The organism is Pseudomonas sp. 5.2, assembly GCF_059025405.1.
In genome coordinates, this window is record NZ_JBYBHH010000006.1 from 50501 (window position 1) to 70115 (window position 19615).

18 protein-coding genes are annotated in these 19615 nt (G+C 59.9%); 8 read left to right on the plus strand and 10 right to left on the minus strand.

Annotated features, from left to right (window positions below):
* Positions 1-16 precede the first annotated feature (16 nt).
* Both AC5PZ0_RS11155 and AC5PZ0_RS11160 read left to right on the plus strand, forming a co-directional pair.
* Positions 17-439, plus strand: coding sequence for a PA0061/PA0062 family lipoprotein (locus tag AC5PZ0_RS11155; RefSeq protein WP_099454204.1), 423 nt, complete (start codon positions 17-19; stop codon positions 437-439).
* A gap of 14 nt (positions 440-453) precedes the next feature.
* Positions 454-1071, plus strand: coding sequence for a dTMP kinase (locus tag AC5PZ0_RS11160; protein WP_493854937.1), 618 nt, complete (start codon positions 454-456; stop codon positions 1069-1071).
* A 38-nt stretch (positions 1072-1109) separates the two neighbouring features.
* Here AC5PZ0_RS11160 and AC5PZ0_RS11165 read toward each other — a convergent pair whose 3' ends face one another.
* The gene (locus AC5PZ0_RS11165) at positions 1110-2006 is read right to left on the minus strand and encodes a LysR family transcriptional regulator (RefSeq protein WP_420832896.1); all 897 of its coding nucleotides are present in this window, start codon (positions 2004-2006) and stop codon (positions 1110-1112) included.
* 137 nt (positions 2007-2143) lie between these two features.
* Here AC5PZ0_RS11165 and AC5PZ0_RS11170 point away from each other — a divergent pair, with 137 nt between their 5' ends.
* Positions 2144-3484 carry an MFS transporter gene (locus tag AC5PZ0_RS11170; RefSeq protein WP_454243782.1) on the plus strand — a complete coding sequence of 447 codons (1341 nt, stop codon included), beginning with the start codon at positions 2144-2146 and terminating at the stop codon, positions 3482-3484.
* 167 nt (positions 3485-3651) lie between these two features.
* The gene (locus tag AC5PZ0_RS11175) at positions 3652-4899 is read left to right on the plus strand and encodes an OprD family porin (RefSeq protein ID WP_493854938.1); all 1248 of its coding nucleotides are present in this window, start codon (positions 3652-3654) and stop codon (positions 4897-4899) included.
* Between the two features lie 42 nt (positions 4900-4941).
* Here AC5PZ0_RS11175 and AC5PZ0_RS11180 read toward each other — a convergent pair whose 3' ends face one another.
* From AC5PZ0_RS11180 to mdlC, 3 genes are read right to left on the minus strand one after another with little or no spacing between them, the layout of a single operon-like run.
* On the minus strand, positions 4942-6021 hold the full coding sequence (locus AC5PZ0_RS11180; RefSeq protein ID WP_493854939.1) for an enolase C-terminal domain-like protein: 1080 nt from the start codon (positions 6019-6021) through the stop codon (positions 4942-4944).
* Entirely contained in the window at positions 6018-7202 is a 1185-nt protein-coding gene (locus AC5PZ0_RS11185) for an alpha-hydroxy-acid oxidizing protein (protein WP_493854940.1), read from the minus strand. The genes AC5PZ0_RS11180 and AC5PZ0_RS11185 overlap by 4 nt, the downstream gene beginning before the upstream one ends.
* A 10-nt stretch (positions 7203-7212) precedes the next feature.
* Positions 7213-8799 (minus strand): benzoylformate decarboxylase, encoded by a 1587-nt coding sequence (gene mdlC / locus AC5PZ0_RS11190; RefSeq protein WP_493854941.1) that lies wholly within the window; start codon positions 8797-8799, stop codon positions 7213-7215.
* A gap of 149 nt (positions 8800-8948) precedes the next feature.
* Between mdlC and AC5PZ0_RS11195 the strand changes: the two genes are divergently transcribed.
* The 4 genes from AC5PZ0_RS11195 to AC5PZ0_RS11210 all read left to right on the plus strand — a co-directional run bounded on the left by AC5PZ0_RS11195 (position 8949) and on the right by AC5PZ0_RS11210 (position 15769).
* The gene (locus AC5PZ0_RS11195) at positions 8949-9650 is read left to right on the plus strand and encodes a helix-turn-helix transcriptional regulator (RefSeq protein ID WP_265967625.1); all 702 of its coding nucleotides are present in this window, start codon (positions 8949-8951) and stop codon (positions 9648-9650) included.
* Positions 9651-9750: 100 nt separating this feature from the next.
* Positions 9751-11238 carry an indoleacetamide hydrolase gene (iaaH, locus tag AC5PZ0_RS11200; protein ID WP_493854942.1) on the plus strand — a complete coding sequence of 496 codons (1488 nt, stop codon included), beginning with the start codon at positions 9751-9753 and terminating at the stop codon, positions 11236-11238.
* A gap of 8 nt (positions 11239-11246) precedes the next feature.
* Entirely contained in the window at positions 11247-12557 is a 1311-nt protein-coding gene (gene mdlD / locus AC5PZ0_RS11205; RefSeq protein WP_493854943.1) for an NAD(P)-dependent benzaldehyde dehydrogenase MdlD, read from the plus strand.
* 362 nt (positions 12558-12919) lie between these two features.
* Positions 12920-15769 carry an HD domain-containing phosphohydrolase gene (locus AC5PZ0_RS11210; protein ID WP_493854944.1) on the plus strand — a complete coding sequence of 950 codons (2850 nt, stop codon included), beginning with the start codon at positions 12920-12922 and terminating at the stop codon, positions 15767-15769.
* Positions 15770-15859: 90 nt separating this feature from the next.
* Here the strand turns inward: AC5PZ0_RS11210 and AC5PZ0_RS11215 are convergent, their stop codons facing one another.
* The 6 genes from AC5PZ0_RS11215 to AC5PZ0_RS11240 form a co-directional block, all read right to left on the minus strand.
* On the minus strand, positions 15860-16705 hold the full coding sequence (locus AC5PZ0_RS11215) for an MrpH family fimbial adhesin (protein ID WP_493854945.1): 846 nt from the start codon (positions 16703-16705) through the stop codon (positions 15860-15862).
* A 5-nt stretch (positions 16706-16710) separates the two neighbouring features.
* The gene (locus AC5PZ0_RS11220; protein WP_265967620.1) at positions 16711-17244 is read right to left on the minus strand and encodes a fimbrial protein; all 534 of its coding nucleotides are present in this window, start codon (positions 17242-17244) and stop codon (positions 16711-16713) included.
* Positions 17245-17252: 8 nt separating this feature from the next.
* Positions 17253-17756: a fimbrial protein gene (locus AC5PZ0_RS11225; RefSeq protein WP_493854946.1), complete on the minus strand. Its 504-nt coding sequence runs from the start codon at positions 17754-17756 to the stop codon at positions 17253-17255.
* The gene (locus tag AC5PZ0_RS11230; protein ID WP_454243772.1) at positions 17753-18235 is read right to left on the minus strand and encodes a fimbrial protein; all 483 of its coding nucleotides are present in this window, start codon (positions 18233-18235) and stop codon (positions 17753-17755) included. Before AC5PZ0_RS11230 ends, AC5PZ0_RS11225 begins: the two co-directional genes overlap by 4 nt.
* A gap of 10 nt (positions 18236-18245) precedes the next feature.
* Complete coding sequence (locus tag AC5PZ0_RS11235) at positions 18246-18764, minus strand: fimbrial protein (protein WP_493854947.1); 519 nt, start codon at positions 18762-18764, stop codon at positions 18246-18248.
* A gap of 86 nt (positions 18765-18850) precedes the next feature.
* A complete protein-coding gene (locus tag AC5PZ0_RS11240) occupies positions 18851-19609 on the minus strand; it encodes a fimbria/pilus periplasmic chaperone (protein WP_493854948.1) in 759 nt (252 codons plus the stop codon).
* Positions 19610-19615: the final 6 nt, after the last annotated feature.

The following is a 19615-nucleotide window of genomic DNA, read 5'->3' on the forward strand; positions in this document are numbered from 1 at the left end:
TCATGAGGGCTCTATCATGCGCCGATTGATGATGTTGCTCGCCATCACAGCAATCGCAGGTTGCCAGGCGCCCATGCCGGCCGCCAACCCGCAGATGGCCTGGGTCGATTTCTCGGTGCCGTTTCCCAACGACAGGGTGCTGATGGCCGAACGTCTCGACAATCAGCGCCTGCGCGACGGTCGCTTTTTCCAGGTCAGCCCTGGCAGCCATGAGCTGATTGTCCGTTTCGACTTCGAGGCCAGCGGTGGCTCAGGCATGAGCATGATGGGGGGCAGCACCGTTCGCGAATGCTACCTGACCCTCAACTACCCGCACTTCAAGGCTGGCCAGCGCTACGTGCTGGAGGCGCGCTCGATGGCCTTGACGCCGGAGGCGCGGTTGTACGATGCCCAGGGGCAGAAGGTTGCAGAGGTGAGCGAGTTCTATTGTCTTATGTGAGTGATACTTGCCGTATGAATCGTCCGCTGTTCGTTTCTCTGGATGGGCCCAAAGGCACCGGCAAGACCACCTTGCTGGAGGCCATTACCAAAGTGCTGAGGGCAGGCAACAACAAGGTAATCCGGCTTTGCGAGCGCAATAACGACCCCAACAGGGGTGAAACCATGGTCTTGGTCAACCAACTCGCCAGAAACCCCTGCCGGGAACTGGAGTTGGGGGTTTGTGAGCGCTTGGCCGATAGCCGAAGCTGGATCTCACAGCATGTGCTGCCCAAGCAGCCGCCTGGCAGCATCATCCTGATCGATCGCTGGTACCCCTCCGATGCCGCGTTTCGGCGGACAGTGCCGTTTGCGGAGATTCTGCGGTTGAACATCGAGCGAAACGTGCGCGTGCCAGACCTGCATGTCGGCGTGGTCACCGACCCTGAGGTTTCATGGGCGAGGGCTGCGGCGCGCTCGCGTGGGTTGGGGAGCACGGTGATGTTCAACCTGGGGGAACAGGTGGCCAGTACCGAGGCATTCGAGCGGGTGGTGGCGGAGCAGGGGTGGGTGTTGTGCCGGAATGAAGGGACGGTGGAAGAGGCGACGATGCAGGTGGTTTCGCAGATTTACAGGGTGCTGGGATGCCCGTGACGCGACAGGGGTTGAAGATTTTGGAGCAGCGCTCACCTTCACAGGCATGAAATCGTATCTTTCAGGAATTGGCAGAACCAAAGCTGCGCGGTGCTATCACCACTGTGTTCATGCCAGTGCAGGCTGACTTCGAACCTTGGAACGGTAAATGGCAGTTCCAAGGTCTTGAGCCTGTTGCGCTCGATGTACATCTTCGCGACCCGCTCGGGCAGTGTCACCAACAGGTCACTGGTTGAAATGATTTCTGGCAGCACGCTGAAATGCGGGACCCGCAGGCTCACAGTGCGCTCGACGCCTGCTTCCCTCAAGCGATCTTCCACGAAATGGTGACCCGTCCCCGCGGATACCACTACATGCCGCTCCTCGAGAAACTGCTCCATGGACAGCGTGTCCCCCACGCGCGGATGGTCCAGTCGGGCCATGCAAACGTACCGCTCCTCAAACATGAGTTCGCACTTCGCCTGAACCGGCAGGTAGCTTCGATTGCACACCGCAGCGTCGATTTTTCCGGTTTTAAGCCACTCATCCAACCGCTCGATCTCGATCTGGATGACTTCCAGCTCCACCAGCGGTGCCTTGGCCTGCAACCCACGCAGCACATGCGGAAGGAAAAACACCTCACCCAGGTCTGACAGGGCCAAACGGAATCGTCGCGTTGATTGGTCGGGCTCGAATTTCTTCGTGAGCGCTACTGCGCGCTCGATGTCCGCAAGCGAGGGCCTGAACGAGCCATAGAGCTGAGACGCTAGAACGGTGGGTTGCATCCCATCCCGGGTGCGTTTGAACAGAGGGTCGCCCCATTGATCACGGAGCCGCCCTAGCGCATAGCTCACCGACGGCTGCGTGACATGCAGGCGTTCTGCCGCTCCGCTGACGCTGCCCGTTTCATAGATGGTGACAAAGACCCTGACGAGATTGAGATCGATCATATTCAAATAGAGGTGGCTTATTTTGTTTTCAAAAATATATCTATTTGATCTATCAGGCAACACTCCATAACGTGGCTCTTGGACGAAGCGTCGAGGTTTATCTGCCGATTCGATCCCTGAAAACAACAACAAGAGTACATGCCATGCAACGCATCAGTGCAGTCGGTATCCTCGATACCGCAAAGCTAAGCCGCTTTCATTTTCTCCTGGTTTTTTGGTGCTCCTTTATCATGCTGTTCGATGGCTACGACCTGGTCATCTACGGCTCTGTGCTGCCTCACCTGATGACAGAATGGAACCTGACGCCTTCGCAAGCGGGGATGCTGGGCTCTAGCTCTATGCTCGGGATGATGGTCGGCGCGGTGCTGCTAGGCACCACTGCTGATCGTTTAGGCCGGCGCCCCATCATCTTGTTCTGTGTCGCGCTCTTCAGCGTCGCGGCATTTGTGAACGCCTTTGCTGTCGATGCCGTCACCTTTGCGATCTGCCGTTTTCTGACCGGGGTAGGGCTGGGCGGTGTAGTGCCCAACCTGGTGACCATCTTGAAAGAAATGGCCCCCACCCAGTACCGCAATCGCCTGATCAACCTCATGCTCAGCTTCTTCGCAGTGGGCGGCCTACTGTCGGCGCTGGCGGGTATCTATTTGATTCCGATGATGGGTTGGCACTCCCCGTTCTACGTTGCCGGGCTGTCTTTGCTCTGCCTGCCACTGTTGTACAAGACGCTGCCCGAATCGGTTGCCTACCTTGTTCACAAAAACCGTCAAGAAGAGGTCGGGCTGCTTCTGCAGCGCATCAACCCCGCCCACCGTCACAGCAGTGGTATCCACTATGAAGTCGAGTCGGTCGCCAACACGGCAGGCACCTCGATGGCCTCGCTTTTCAGTGATGCTCGTGCTTTCGCAACGATGATGGTGTGGGTCGCGTTCGGCATGTGCATGCTGATGGTTTATGGGCTTAATACCTGGTTACCGAAACTGATGAACAGTGGCGGTTATCCGCTGGGTTCCAGCATTACATTCCTTTTGATCATGAACATTGGAGCGCTGATCGGGCAGCTCGCCAGTGGCTTTGTCGCTGACCGCTGGGGCTGCAAGCCGACGCTGCTGCTGTTCTTTGCAGTGTCCGCGATCTCGATCTCCTTGTTGGGTATTCGCCCTGGGCCGATGACGTTGTATGCGCTGCTGCTGGTGGCCGGTGGCGCGACGGTTGGATGTTTGTCTGTCGTGCACACCCTCGCAGCGGATATCTACCCCGCCAATGCACGTTCGACCGGGGTGAGCATGGCCGCCGCCGTGGGCCGTTGCGGCGCGGTGGCAGGGCCTCTTCTTGGGGGCTACCTCTACAGCTTGAGCCTGCCATTCGAGCAAAACTTCCTGCTGTTCGGGCTGCCCGGTGTAGTGGCCGTAATCGCCGTGATGATGATCGCCCAACGGCACGCCAACCGGGTGTCGGTGGACACCCCACTGAAACAAAACGCTTAAAACCTCCGTTTCACCCCGTTCTGGTTTAAAGCTCGCCTGCCAACGGGTTTTGGCGCGACGTTACCGTCGCGCCTTTTTATTCAACAACTTGCCCAGCGCTGCATTGACGGCCTGGGTGACTGCGCCCTGAAGAAATGCACACACAATAATAATTCGGAGTGGGTTAAATGAAGCAGATTGGTCGGATAGGCTGGGCTATGACGGGCTTGGCGTCAGTGTTTGCAGTGCCGGGTCATGCGGATGTGTTAAAGGACAGCCATCTCACTTTGGGGCTTCGTAATTTTTATTACGACCGGGATTTCAAACAAACCGATGCCCCCAAGTCCAGAGTGGGTAGTTGGAGCCAGGGCTTCGACGTGCAATTCAAGTCCGGTTATACAGAGGGCCCTGTACAGTTTGGGCTGGACGCCTATGGCCAGTATGCGTTCAGGCTCGATGGCGGTGGCGGGCGCGGGCCAGACACCGTACTCCCTTACGATGACAGCAAGGGGCGACCGGTGCAGGACTACGGCCGTGCAAGCCTGGCTGCAAAGATGAAGTTCTCGAACACGCAGGTACGTATCGGGGAACATCGCCCGATGTTGCCAGTGGCGTATTACGACGACTCCCGCCAGCTCATCACCACCTATGAAGGTGCGACCGTCGAGTCCAAGGAGTGGGCGAAGCTCACCCTCAACGCGGGGCGTTTCTGGAAGACGGCGACCCGCGAGTCGTCTGATCGCGAAGATATCTACTTGTTTGGTGATACGCCCGCACAGAGCAGTGATGGGTTGAACTTCGCGGGTGCGCGCTACGATTTCACCCCCGCCTTCAATACCACCTACTACTTTGCACAACTCGAGGATATTTATCAGCAGCATTATGCGGCTGCCGCGTACACCTGGGCGATGGGTGGTGGCTATACGCTGAAGTCTGATATTCGCTACTACAACACGCAGGATGAGGGTGCGAAGCGCTCAGGGGACTTGGATAACCGGTCTATCGGTTTCATGACGGCGCTGAACAAGGGCGGCCACACCTTTACTGCAGCCTACCAGCGTATGAGTGGTGATGACGCCTTCCCGTTGCTCAACGGCTATGCGCCTCAGCCGTTCCTGGTGAACTGGTCGACGATCGCGTTCTACAAGGCGCAGGAGCGCTCCTGGCAAGCACGCTACGACTACAACTTTGCGGCCATGGGCATGCCGGGGTTGAAACTCATGACGCGTTACTTGCGCGGTACGCAAATCGACCGGGGGCCTGGGCTGTCGGATAACGTCGAAAGCGAGACCAACGTTGTCATGTCCTATGTCATTCAGAGTGGGCCACTGAGCGGCCTTGCATTCGAAGGCCGTAACATCAAGGTCAAAACGCGCTACGGCGCGGACTTTGATGAGAACCGTCTGATCACCAGCTACACCTGGACATTCTGGTAACCGGTAAAGGGCTCGCCTGTGCGAGCCCGATGCACGTTCAGCTCACACCAGATATTGGGCAATCTGTTGCTCACGCCAGATGATGCCGGTACCCGGTAGATCCGGGATGACGGCATTACCGTTTGCAAAGGTGAGGGTAGGCTCGATGACGCTGCCGGCGAGATCCAGACGCTCCAACCAGTGCGCCGTCGGTGTCGCCGCCAGCAGGTGTGCACTGATTTCCTGGAACAGGTGGCTGGACATGGGGATGCTGAACTGTTGCGCCAGCGCGCTGGCGCGCAGCCAACCGGTTACGCCGCCGATCTTCATCACATCAGGCATGGCCAGCCGGCACGCACCCGCAGACAAGGCTTTGAACATTTCCTCTGGGCCAAGCCAGTTCTCGCCCATTTGCACGGGTACATCCAGAAGGCTCTGGATGCGCTGGTGCCCGGCATAATCATGCTGCAGCGTCGGCTCCTCGATCCAGGCGACGCCCTCGGCTTGCAACGCTTGGCTGCGCTTGATCGCCGCCGGCACATCCAGGCTCTGGTTGTAGTCCACCATGATGCCGAAACCATCGCCGACGGCTTCGCGAATACTGCGCACCACTGCCAAGTCACCCTCGAGGGTGGCGTAACCGATTTTGGTCTTCACGGCACGGAAGCCCGCTTCTGCTGCAGTCACAGCCCTTTCAGTGGCGAGCTTCACACCATCCAGGCTGTGGCTGTCATAGCTCTGGATCGGGCGTGCGCTGGCACCGAGCAATTGCACCAAAGGCATTTCATGGACTTTGCCCAATGCATCCCAGGCGGCCATGTCGATGCCCGCCGCCGCCATGCGGATCAAGCCGGTATAGCCTGCAAGGCAGAAACGTTTGGCCAGCATCGCTTCAAGGCTGACGGGCGCCAGGGGCTGGTTGACGATCAGTTGGGCCATGTCATCCAGAAGCTGCTTGAGGGATTTCAAGGCCACCGGTGTGTAAGCGAAAAGGTAGGCGTGGCCCACCACACCGGCATCGGTGCTGAGGTCGATGAGTACCAGGGGCGCGGTTCCGACAGTGCCGACCGCCGTGTGCACTGGATAGGCGAGTGGGACGTTGACTGCCCGCGTGCGCAACTGGGTAATCAATATTTCGCTCATGCGAGAGTTCCTTTACCAAGGGTTCGATTGATCGAGGAGGCCTCGACGCCCCCGTCGTTGAGGAGATACGCCTGAGACAGCGAGGCGACATCGGGGCATCCGATCTGAGCGAGGGTGCGATCGATATCCGTTTTGATGAGGGCTAACACCTCTTTAACACCGGTCTCTCCGCGGGCGGCCAGCCCATAGAGCGTTGCGCGGCCAAGGAGTACCGCTTCGGCGCCGAGGGCGAGGGCCTTCACGATGTCTGAGCCTCGGCGGAAGCCGCTGTCGATAAGCACCGGTTTGCCGATCTTCGCTACCGAGTCGGCGAGCACCTCCATCGGCGAAATCGCGCAGTCCAATTGGCGACCCCCGTGGTTGGAGAGAATCACGCCATCGGCACCGTGCGCGATGCAGCGATCTGCGTCTTCGGCGCTGAGCAGGCCTTTGACGAGCAGTTTGTGTGGCCACAGGTCCCGCAGCCATTTCAATGCTCGCCAGTCGAAACTGGCATCCATCTGCCGACTCATCAGGGCAGCTTGCATCTCCAGGCTGGAGGCCTGGCTGCTAGCAAAATTCGCAAGCTGCGGCATGCCGTGTCGTAACAGATCGAATGACCAGCGTGGATGCAGGCAACCCTCGAGCATGACCTTGGGGGTGTAGCGCATGGGCATTTTGAAACGGTTATGCAGGTCGCGCTCCCGGTAGCCGTTGACCGCAACGTCCGTGGTCAGTACCAGCGTCGTGTAGCCAGCGTGCAGGGCCTTGAGCACCATTGCCTGAGCAATCTCTCTGTGGATCACGTAGAGCTGAAACCACAGCTCTCCATCACAATGACGGGCGAGGTCCTCGATCGAGAGGTTGGACGCCGTCGACAGCACGAAAGGGATCCCAGCGTGTGTTGCCGCTCTGGCCAGGGCGAGGTCACCCTGTGGCCATAGCGCGCCGTTCAAGCCGGTAGGCCCGATCAACAACGGCATCGATTGGCGCTTGCCCAGCACCTGCGCCTGGAGATTACGTTGGCTTACGTCCACCAAGCGCTTGGGCTTGAAGCGCCATTGCTGGAAGACGTCGCGGTTGTGTTTAACGCCGTATTCGTCTTCCGCTCCGCCTTCAAGATAGTCGTACACCATTTTGGGCAAGCGTTTTTGCGCCAGTTTTCGATAGTCCTCGACGCTGAACAGGTTTTGCTGACTCATCGTCCGACCCTCACTGCACAGGGCTGACGGTGCTGACTTCGATCAGTACCGGCCCTTTGGCGGCCAGCGCTTCCTGCAAGGCGCCCGTGAGCTGCCCCAGGTTTTCGGCCTTCAACGCGTGCACGCCGTAACCCTTCGCGAGTGCGCCAAAGTCGATATTCGGAACGTCCAAGCCAGGGACATGCTCAGCTTCGAGTACGCCGGCAAACCACCGCAGGGCACCGTAGGTGCCGTTGTTCATGATCACGAAGATGGCTGGAATGTTGTACTGAGCGGCAGTCCACAACGCACTGATGCTGTAGTTGGCCGAACCATCGCCAATGACGGCAATGACTTGCCGATCCGGCTCAGCCAACTGAACACCGATTGCTGCTGGAAGGGCGAAACCCAGCCCGCCCGCGGCGCAAAAGTAGTAGCTGCCGGGGTGACGCATGTTCAAGCGCTGCCACATCTGAGCGGTGGTCGAGGTGGACTCGTTCAGGTAAATCGCATCTACCGGGGCCATCTCATTAAGCGTGTCGAACACGGTTTCAGGGCGGAGTCGCCCCGCGTCCTGGCTGAGCTTCTCAGGTTCAGGATTGGCGCATGGCATTGGGCGGTCGCTGTCACTCACGAGAATGGCGAGCGCAGAGGCCATTGCGCCGATGTCGGCAACGATTGCATCACCCATCGGTGCACGCGCGGCTTCAAGCGGGTCACAGGTCACAGAAATCAACCGGGTGCCAGGTTTGAGGTATTGCCCTGGGTCGAATTGGTGGTAGCGGAATACCGGAGCGCCAAGCACCAACACCACGTCATGGCCTTCCAGCAGTTGAGAAATCGCTGCGATCCCGGCAGGCATGAGCCCCCGGAAACACGGGTGTCGAGTCGGGAAGGGGCAGCGCGGGGCGGACGGCGCCACCCATACGGGGGCTTTGAGGCGTTCGGCCAGTGTCACGCAGTGCGCATTCGCATTCGCTGCATCGACATCTGGGCCCAGGACGATCGCGGGGTTGGACGCGCTATCGAGGACTTCCACCAGTGCTTCAAGGTCCTGGTCATTGAGCCTGACTGCCGAGCTGACGCTGCGATCGAACAGGTGATGGGACTGAGGGTCAGCGTCCTTGTCCCAGTCATCGTATGGCACAGACAGGTAGACAGGGCCGCGAGGCGCCATGCTCGCCATGTGGATGGCCCGGCTCATCGCATGCGGTACTTCTGCAGCGCTCGCGGGCTCGTAGCTCCATTTGACCAGCGGACGCGGCAGGTTGGGGGCATCGACGTTGGTCAGAAGCGCTTCGACGCCGATCATGGCGCGCGTTTGCTGGCCCGCCGTCACGATAAGGGGAGAGTGCGAGTTCCAGGCATTGCTGAGTGCGCCCATGGCGTTGCCGGTGCCGGCAGCTGAGTGCAGGTTGATGAACGCAGGCTTTCGCGTTGCCTGCGCGTAACCATCGGCAATCCCCACCACGCAGGCTTCCTGAAGCGCCAGGATGTATCGAAAGTCTTCCGGGAAATCTTTCAGAAACGGCAATTCATTCGAACCAGGGTTGCCGAAGACGGTGTCGATGCCCTGGCGGCGCAGAAGCTCATACGTGGTGCTATGTACCGAAGCCATGATGATTGTCTCTTACCAAATGATGAGAGCCACGATAGAATCGAGGCATAAATAGATCAAATAGATAGATTAAACATTTATCTATAGAGACGGATTATATTGCTGTGAGTGTGGTCTTGAGCCGCTGCGCAGCGTTTAGGGAGGTTTGCATGGCGACCTTGCTGCGAGGCATTAACGTAGATCGCGTTGCCGAACTCGTTTGGCTACTGGCTGAGTCACAGGGGCGGCCCGACATCCGGGCAAGGTCGCTTCAGGCAGTGGCGGCGCTTCTGGAGGCGGAGCATGTGGCATCGTTCGTATGGGATCAGCACGAGCATCGCTCCACCCAGCCCGTTGCTTTCAACATCGATGGGCACCACCTGCAGGCGTATGAGCAGCACTTCCATCGCGTGGATGTGGTGACCCCGGTGATGCGCAAGGTAAGGCAGGCTGCCCGCGTCGATTGCCACGTGCCACGTGCCACGCTTGTAGCCAGCGAGTTCTACAACGACTTCCTTCGGCCGGCGGACATGGAGCACGGTCTTAATGTGTTTTTCTTCGATGGCAACCAGGACGTGGCCGATTTGAGGATTTGGAGGGGGCGAGGGCGAGTGCCATTCAGTGAGCGAGAGGAGCAACTGCTTCTGACCCTTGAGCCGTACTTTCTCAACGCATTTCGCACCGTACCCAAACAGCGTCAGGCCTTGTCGCTCAGAGAGGCTGAGGTAGTCAGGCTGGTGGCCGGAGGCGCCAGTGATAAAGAGGTCGCCCGAGCACTCGGCATCAGCTTTACCACGGTGCGTACTCATCTCAAGAACGCGATGGCCAAGCTTGACTGTCGGAACCGGACGCAGTTGGCCCGCTGTGTGTGAACCCGTGCTGGCAATCCTCAAATTTGAGGAGACCCTTTGTCGCAGGGCCACATTAACGTGTCTGGCGACAGCATCGTCAGCGCGGCCAAGAGAACAAGAAATGGATCAGCATGAAGGCAACACCGTGGAGCAGGTCAGTGAGTCTGGTATGCCTCAAAAGGCATTGTGGGAGCTGACACTCACCGAGGCGTTGGCACGTATTCGAGAGGGTAAGGTCAGCAGTCGCAAGCTGGTTGAGGCGTTTCTTGCTCGGATCGCCGATTACCCTCAGCTAAACGCTTTCATCAGCGTCGACCCCGCTGCCGCGCTGGATCAGGCGGATGCGTATGACCGATATCTGGGGGAGGGTGGAGTGCCGCTTCCGCTGGGCGGCCTGCCGATTGCCGTGAAAGACAGCATTCACGTGATCGGCTTTGCCAACACGGCCGGAACACCCGCGCTGGCCAATTATTACCCCACGCGCAACGCCGACATTGTCGATGCCTTGCTCAAGGCAGGCGCCATTGTGGTTGGAAAGACCAACATGCATGAGTTGGCTTTCGGCACATCAGGCTACAACACCGCGTTCCACAGCCCAGGGGTCGTGGGTGTGCGCAACGCGTTTGACCCCACACGCATCGCCGGGGGCTCCTCTTCTGGCAGCGGTAGCGCTGTCGGCGCTCGCCTGGTGCCTGCTGCGCTGGGTACCGATACGGGAGGGTCTGTCAGGCAACCCAGCGCGCTGAATGGTTGCGTGGGGTTCCGGCCTACCGTGGGGCGCTATTCAACAGAGGGTGTCACACCTGTTTCACCGACGCGAGACACCCCCGGCCCCATGGCGCGCTCCGTTGAAGATGTCATCACTCTGGATACGATCATCACGGGGGCGCAGCCCATCGCTGCACCTGCAGCCTCGTCCATACGGCTGGGTGTGCTCAAAGAGTTCTGGACGGATCTTAGTGAGCCTGTGCAGGCGCTCGCCCTCGCCGCGTTGAACAAGCTGGAGCAGAGCGGTGTTCAGCTTGTGCGGCTGTCAGACCCTGAGATCTTTGCGTTGAACAGTGCTGTCAGCATGCCCTTGGCGCTGCACGAATGCAGGCCTGCACTGACCGATTACCTGTCGGTGAACGAGACCGGTGTGTCGTTCGACGGGCTGGTCGCTGCGATTAGCAGCCCGGATGTTCGAAGCATCTTCGAACAGCACATCGTGCCTGGTCAGCTGGGTAATGTGAACGGTCAGCCCGTGGACCTTGAGGGCGCTTATACGGCCGCCATCAAGCACAGCCGGCCCACGCTCATCGGGCGTTTCGACACCCTGTTCAAAGCGCATCAGCTAGATGCGCTTATCCACCCCACAACGCCAGATTTGGCCATCAAGAGTGAACCGGATGCGGCTCGCTTCGACGCGTTCGCACGCATGATCAGAAACGCCGACCCCGCCAGCAATGCCGGCATGCCCGGTATCAGTCTGCCCATCGGCCTCTCCGAGAAAGAGGGCCTGCCTGTAGGGATCGAGATCGATGGGCTGCCGGGTACTGACGCGCGCTTGCTGAGTATCGCGTTACTCATTGAAAGCATTGTTGAACCTGTAACCCCCTATCGAGAGTGATTCTGCCTATGAATTATCCATCTCCACCGGTGATCGACGCGCTGTTTGCGGCTCAGAAGGCTTTTTTCGCCACACGGGCCACGGCTGATATCGGCGTGCGCAAGCAAGCGCTCGAAAAGCTGCGCGGCGCTGTAATCAACAACACAGAAGCGCTCTATACGGCACTTGCTGAAGACTTGGGGAAGACCCGGGAGGTCGTTGACCTGGCGGAAATCGGAGAGGTGTTGCACGAAATCGATTTTGCGCTGGCTAACCTCGATGCCTGGGCCGTCCCCGAGCGGGTACCTACGCCAGACATCATCGCGCCCTCCGAGTGCTACATCGTTCAGGAACCCTATGGTGTCACTTACATCATAGGCCCGTTCAACTACCCGGTTAACCTGACGCTGACCCCGCTGATCGGCGCGATCGTGGGTGGCAACACCTGCATGATTAAACCGTCCGAAACCACACCCGCCACCTCGATTGTCATCGAAAAAATCATTTCAGAGGCGTTTGCACCTGAGTACGTCACGGTGGTGCAGGGTGGCCGCGTCGAAAACAGCCACCTGCTGAGCCTGCCCTTCGACTTCATCTTCTTCACCGGCAGCCCCACTGTCGGCAAGGTCGTCATGAAGGCGGCGGCGGAGCACCTTACGCCGGTTGTCCTTGAACTCGGTGGCAAGTGCCCGTTGATTGTTCTGCCTGATGCCGATCTCGACCAAACTGTGGATCAGTTGATGTTCGGCAAATTCATCAACAGCGGCCAAACGTGCATCGCGCCTGATTACCTTTACGTCCACCGAAGCGTCAAAGAAGCACTGTTGCAGCGGTTGGTGGCGCGGGTGAAAAGTGAGCTTCCCCACGTCAATTCCACGGGCAAGATCGTGACGGCTCGCCAAGTGGAGCGCTTGGTCGCCTTGGTGGCGGAAACATGCGGCACGGTATTGGTCGGGGCCCAAGCCGAGGTGGACAAGCGCGTGTTTAGCGCGACCGTGGTGGATAGCGTGAAATGGGATGATCCGCTGATGGCCGAAGAACTGTTCGGGCCGATCCTGCCAGTGCTGGAGTTCGATGACATCAACGGGGCTGTCGACCTGATAAACAAACACCATCCCAAGCCCCTGGCGGTCTACGTTTTCAGTAAGGACGTTGTTCAGGCCAAGGGGGTCATCGACCGAATCCAATCGGGAGACGCACAGGTGAACGGGGTCATGCTGCATGCCTTTTCGCCCTATCTGCCGTTTGGCGGTATCGGTGCGTCGGGGATGGGGGACTATCACGGGCACTACAGCTACCTGACCTTTACACACAAGAAGTCGGTGCGAATCGTGCCGTAACTTGCAGCGAAGCGCGCTTCGGCGCGCTTTGTCATATTCGTTGAGCTCGCTGAGTGACCCTTAACGCGCGTGAGGCGATATCCATAGGAGTACAAATGTGCTCCATGCCCCGTTTTCTACCTATAACGTCAGACAGGGGCCAGGGTGCTACCCGGCCGGGTACGGTCTATGCTCGAACCGTGAATCACGCATTTTCCTTCTGCAGCCTGCATCTTCGTCCTGGCTGATTACACTGTTCGCATCGCCACACATGGAGTACCCGGGATGGGCTGCATGTTGATCGCTCGTGCTGCTCTGAAGCCAGGCGGCCTATGGCTTGTGCTTATTGCTACAGGGCCTTCGGGCGGCAGAGGGCCGCAGGCATGAGCAATGCAGGGCGCGGCTATTCCTTGCAATGGCTGGTGGCGTTGGCCATTGTGCTGGGCATGTCGCTGTTGGGCGCGGGCCTTGCCTGGCAGGGCTATCGCGGAATCCAGCAGACACTGGTCGCCGCCGCCGGTGACACCGCTCGGCAGTTCGGCAAGACCATCGATGAACGCGCCCGGCGCTTGGTCGACCCCGTGCAGAGCAGCATCCGCCTGCTGGCCTTCAACCCGACGGCCAGCACCCTCGCGCAGCGCCTGGAGCGGCTACCGCAGCTGGTCGAAAGCCTCAACGCCAACAAGATGCTGAGCGCCGCTTATATGGGCTACCCCAATGGCGAGTTCTTGCTGGTGCGCAGGCTCAAGGACCCGCAACTGCTCCAGCGTTACGCCGCACCGGCAGGAACCGCGTTTCTGGTGCAGAGCGTCAGCAAGGGCGACGGTGGAACGCTGCTGGGGGAGTGGCGGTTCTACGACCCGGCGCTGACGCTACTCAAGTCCGAGGCCAAGCCGAATTACCGCTATGATCCCCGCGTACGCCCCTGGTTCGTCGAAGCATCCGGGCAATCCACCACTGTCTTTACCCACCCCTACGTGTTCTTCACCACCCGCGAGATCGGCATGACCATGGCTCAGCGCAGCGTCGACGGCGGCTCGGTGGTCGGCATGGACGTATCGGTCGACGACCTGGCCAGCGAAACCCGCGACATGCGCATGACCGCAGGCACCGAGATCGCCGTGGTAGACGGGAAGGGCAGTGTGGTGGCGTACCCGGACCTGGCGCGGGTCATCGTGCATGAAGGGGAGGCCGTGCGCTTGTCCCGTATCACCGAGCTGGGCATCCCGAGCCTGGCACAGCTCTACGCGCGCTTGCCCCAGGGCAGCCAGCCTGAAGCGTTCCAGGTGGACGGTGAAACCTGGTACGGCATGCTCGAGCAACTGACGACCCTGGCCGGGCAAGACTTGCAGGTGCTGATTGCCGTGCCGGCCCACGAACTGCTGGCCGACGCACGCAAGGTGCTGGTCGAGCAGTTGCTCTGGGCCGCTGTGCTGATGGGGGTGTTGCTGCCGCTCGGTGGCTTGCTGGGCCGGCGAATCGGCCGCCCGCTGCGCCTTCTGGCCGATCAGGTGCGTGGCCTGGCCAGCTTCGATTTCAGCCGTGAGGTGGGGGTTGAGTCGCAGGTGACCGAGGTGCGGGAGTTGAGCCGGGTGCTTGGTCGCATGTCCGGGACTATCCGCAATTTCCAGGCGATCACCCTGACGCTCAGCCGTGAAAGCCAGTTGGAACACATGCTCGACGGGGTGCTCACCCCTCTGGTGGACGCCGCCGGGGCCAGTGCTGGCGCGGTGTACCTGTTCGATGCCGAGCGCGACGAGCTGCGCCTGGCCGCCGCCTGCCGAGGCGAGGGCTACCCAGAGGCGTTGCCGATTGGCGAGCACGCCCCTGATAAGCTGGCGAACGCCGTGACACAGGCCCTGGCACTACAGGGCCGCGGTCACGCGGTGGTGCTCAATGATCGTAGTCATGCGTTGCTCGGCATCCTGGTGCTGCAGCTGGCGAGTGAGCAGGCGCTTGATGGAATGGGCGAACCGTTCCGACGCTTTGTCGAGGAACTGTCCGGCGCTGCTGCCGTGGCAATCGAGACCCGCCAGCTGGTCGAGGACCAGCAGCGCCTGCTCGATGCCATGATCAAGCTGCTGGCCGATGCCATCGATGCCAAGAGTGCCTACACCGGAGGCCACTGCGAACGCGTGCCGCAACTGGCGCAGATGCTGTTGGACAAGGCCGTGGCGGCCGACAGCGGCCCCTACGCCGGTTTCACCATGAGCGAGGCCGAGCGTTATGAGTTTCGGGTAGCGGCCTGGTTGCATGATTGCGGCAAGGTCACCAGCCCCGAATATGTGGTGGATAAGGCCACCAAGCTGGAGACCCTGTACAACCGCATTCATGAGGTGCGCATGCGCTTCGAGGTGCTCTGGCGCGACGCCGAGCTGGTGTACTGGCAAGGCGTGGCCAGCGGCGCGGATCGGCAGGTGCTGCAACGTACGCTTGAGCAGAACAAGGTCGAACTGCAGGAGGCGTTCGCCTTCGTCGCCAAGGCTAATATTGGCGGCGAGTGCATGCAGGACGAAGACGTCGAGCGTTTGCGCCGCATCGGCGAGCGGCGCTGGCAGCGCCATTTCGACAACCGCCTGGGCATCTCCCGCGACGAAGCGGCGCGCTTTGCCGGTGCGCCGCCTGTGCAACTGCCGGTGGACGAACCGCTACTAGCCGACCGCAGCGAACACCGGGTGCCCTGGGGGCCGCGCAAACCACCGGTGGCCAAAGGCGACCCGCGCAATGTCTGGGGTTTCGACATGCGCCTGCCGGCCAATGCCAGCGACCATGGCGAGTTGTACAACCTGTCGATTCGCCGCGGCACGCTGAACGACGAGGAGCGCTTCAAGATCAACGAACACATCGTGCAGACCATCATCATGCTCAGTTCGCTGCCGTTTCCGCGTCAGATGCGGCGTGTGCCCGATATCGCCGGCAATCATCATGAAAAAATGGACGGCAGCGGGTATCCGCGACGGTTGGGCAAGGCAGACCTGGGCATCGCTGAGCGGGTGATGGCGATCGCCGATATCTTCGAGGCACTGACGGCGGCGGATCGGCCGTACAAGGCGCCGAAGACCCTGTCCGAATCGGTGAAGATTCTGGTGTTCATGGCGCGGGACAACCATGTGGATGGTGAACTGCTGCGCTTGTTCCTGAGCAGTGGCGTGTATCGGGAATACGGCGAGCGGTTCTTGCGGGCAGAGCAGATGGATGAGGTGGATGTAGGGTATTGGCTAGGGCAGATCTAGGGGGCGTTTTCAAAGGCATTGTTCCAAGGGCGCAGTAGTGCTCAGCCTTTGAGGCTGGGCAATGGCGTTGGGCGGTGTTTCATACAGCGCCTAGGGCGGTGAAATGGTAATCACCGTTGAGCCGGAGAACGCACCTGGCGTCACGGTCCCGCGGGTGACCAGGGTCGATTCAATGTTCAGTGGGCTGGCCAGGCCATTTGTAACGGCCACGTTGATACCCGCCGTGGCGTCTTTGCCATTGACCGTAATCCTCGAGTACAAGCTGTTGTCGTCCCTCAGTCGTACCCCGTAAGAATCCGTTCTGGATGCCGTGACGGTCACGCTCGCCGGCCCCCGGCAGAGCACACTGAGCTGGGTTGAAGCTGTCGCGCCGTCCAGGGCATTGTCGGGCAAGTGTTTGTGGTTGATGTTGTTATCACCCTTGATTTCGCACATCAACACCGGCGCGACAACACGGGTGCATGGGCCGAAAGTACTTAGTGCGCCACCCAAGTCGGTGCCGATTTTCGCGTGGCTGAAACCGATGCACAGCTCATTGTTGGCATAGTTGGTACTGACCAGAACCGAGCCAGTGAGCGGTATTCGGAAACCTTGTGCTTGTAGATCCCATAGCAGTTCGCTCATCGACGAACTGCCACGATGAACGGCTACCTGCCACTTGGCATATGTGCCAACCGCGCTGTAAGTCCCAGCACGTTGGTGTGCGTTCAGATAGATGTTGCATAGGTGTAGACGCGGGTCGTCCGTTTGGCACGGGTTGGGCCTCCCTGTCCCAGCCGAGTCCCAGCCGCTTACTATGAAGTGATAGCGTACGCCCCCCGGCTCATATTGACTTTCCGTTGTGGTAATTGTGATGGCGTATGCCTGGGCCGCTGCACCGCCTAACAGCACCGCTGCCAGGGCGCTACGCAGCGCCGTTGCGTAAGGCTTATTCATGGTGATCACTCGTAACTCAAGGCAAAGGTGAGGGAGGCTTCGAATTCGCCTTCTCCGAGGGTGCGGTTGGCTAACACGTCGGGCTCGCCCTGCAAGTAGGCATTGAGGTTGAGCACGTTGTTGCCACTGGTCAGTTCACCCATGGGGTGTGTCTTGTTCAAGGGCAGTAGCTTTCCGGTCCGGGTTTCCATCCCTACCATCAGGCCTTTCACAGTGGTGCTTTGCAGCACCAGCAGCCCTGGTGGATCGCTGCTTTCGTTACCGCTGAAGGCGATGCTGACCATGCGTTTGCCAACGTCTAGGTCGCAGTTTTTCAAGCGCACTTCTATGGGGCGGCCCTTGGTCCTGCCGTTGAGGTAGAGGTCTTTGTCGACCACACTCTGGAAGTCCAGTTTGATTAATTCATCCCTTTCATCCAGCACGCACGGCTCATTCACCAGCGTGCCGGAGAAGTACAGGTTGTCTTCTGCTGCCTGTACCGCCGGCAACCACAGGCTGGCGGTGACCCAGGCGGTCAGGGTAATGGCCCATTTGCCCATGGAACCTCCTAGTAGAGTTCGGCCATCAATAGCGCCGACGCGGTAAAGTCGGTGCTGGGTAACGCCGCACCGGTAAGCTTCACCGGCACGGCCTCCAGCATGGGTGGCGTCGATGCATTCACATCGATATCTCGGGGCTGGTTGGGAATCAGTGCCGTGCCGCCGAGCAGAACCTTGATGCCCAGGTCGGTTACCGAGGTTTTAAGCGCGGCAGGTTCGAAATGGGCGTCATCCCCTTTGAGGGTCAGGCGCATGTGCCACGTGATACCGGCAGCGGCTGCCCCCGGGCAATCGATCTGATAGGGAATCGCCTGGCGGTAGCGTTCGCCATCGATGCGGTTGACGGCAATATTGCGCTCGAAGCGCACGTCGATACGTCCGCCCTTGTCGCTGACGGTGCAACCGGGCGGCGCCAGCAGGTTGCCGGTGAACTGCAGGTTGTCTGCGCCAACACACAGTAGGGGCAGGGTGGCAATCGACAGTAGTGCCAAGGTGCGGTGCAAGGTGTTCATCGATAATCCACCACCAGGGTTGCGCTGGCATTCAATTTGCCCGCTTGAACCTCACTGTTTTCGCGCTTGACCAGAACGGCTTGCAGCACCGGCTGTTTGCGGGTGTCGAAGTCAGCCCAGGTGTTGAGCGCAAGCGGCGCACCGTCTTTTTTCAGGGCGATGCCGAGGTTGTCGTAACCGCGTACCACCAACAGTTCAGGATCGAAAGCCGGGGTGCCGCGTACCTGAATACGTAACTCATTGGTTGCCGAGCGGCTGCAGTCGAGCGAGTAGTCCAGGGTGATGGTCTTGTACGTGCCATCGATGCCGGCGGTCTGCACATCGCCAAAGGGGCCAGTGATGGGCGCGTTTTTATTGATCACGCACGGGATCGCCGCATAGACGACGCCCTCGATCGTTACCACCATCTGCTCTTCAGCGTGGCTTATGGGTGCACAGCCCAACAGCATGGCCAGCAATACAGTACGTGCGACGGTCATTGCTGGGCCCTCAGTCATACGCCAGGTTCACATTGAGGCTGGCGCGGAAGGCGCCAGGGCGCAAAGGGGCCGCTGTGCGCTCAGGGCGAAGGTAGTACGTCAGTTGGTTGTCACCCGGTGAGACGAACCACGCCGGCGCGGTGCGGCCCAGGCGTACATCGTTGCCCTGGACATCGAGCAGGCGCAGGCCAAAGCCTTCGGCGCCGATCACCCTGATCAGTGCGGGCGTATCGGCATCGGCGACGGCGTTGAAGGCCAGCGCGGCCACCGGTTCGATGGCGCTCCAGACCAGAGTGCCTTGCAGCTCATCCTGGCGGCCGCCGTTGACGCGTACACAGCCTTGCAGTTTGAGATGCAGGGCCACAGGCGCACCCTGATCGCCAATGCGCAACAGGTGGGCAGTGCTCAAATCACCCACAGACAAGGTCTGATAGGCCGAGCTGGGGTCCAGGTAGCAGGCGCTTTCTAGCAAGGTACCGGTGACCTGGAACTCGGCCGTCTGCGCAAGGTTGCCGGCGGCATGAGTCAAGACACTGGCCGTACAGAGCCAGGCAGCAAGACAGATAGGGAGTCCAGGCTTCATGATTTGCCCTCACTGGAATAGGTCGTCGGGTGTCAGCGTTTGCTGGCTACGGGGCTGGCGCTACAGGTGTCTGCTGCGCAGCTGAACTGCAGTTGCGGGCGGCCGCCAAAGTCGTTGACGTAAGTCAGCACTGGCTTGTCGCCCAGCGCCTTGCTGCTTACGCCCAGGTCGAGCTGGCCCCTGGGGGCGATCATCAGGGGTTTGAAGTCGATCGCGCTGGCTGCCTTGAGGTTGGGTGTGGCATCGATCAGGGTGACGTAGTAGGGCGTCGGGTTGTTCACCTGATAGCGGCCGTTCTGGCGGGTCAGGATCAGTTTTTCCTGCCAGGGGGCTTCGTTGACACCGGCCCTTGGGGCGATCGCCGCCGGTCGATAGAACAGCTTCACCCGCGTTTGCAGGGCAATTTGCAATGTGTTGGGCTGGTCGCTGCGTGGCGGAATCTCGCGCAGGTTGAAGTAGAACAACGATTCGCGGTCCTGGGGTAGCAGGCCCAGTTCAGGCAGGCCTTGGATTTTTACCTGGCTGTTACCCCCGGCTTCCAGGCGCTGGATCGGGGGCACCACCACCAGAGGGCTGGTGATTTTCTCGGCCTGTTCGTTCTCGATCCACGCCTGTGCCAGGTAGGGCAATTGGGTGTTCTGGTTGCTGACGCTGAGGCTGACCGATTTTTCGCCGCCGGTAAAAATGACGCGTGTACGGTCCAGCGACACTGCCGCCAGGCTGGTTTGCGCCGCGCAGGTGCCCAACAGCGCGAGCAGGGTCAGGGTGTTGCGTTTCAAGCAGGTGTTCATAGATGT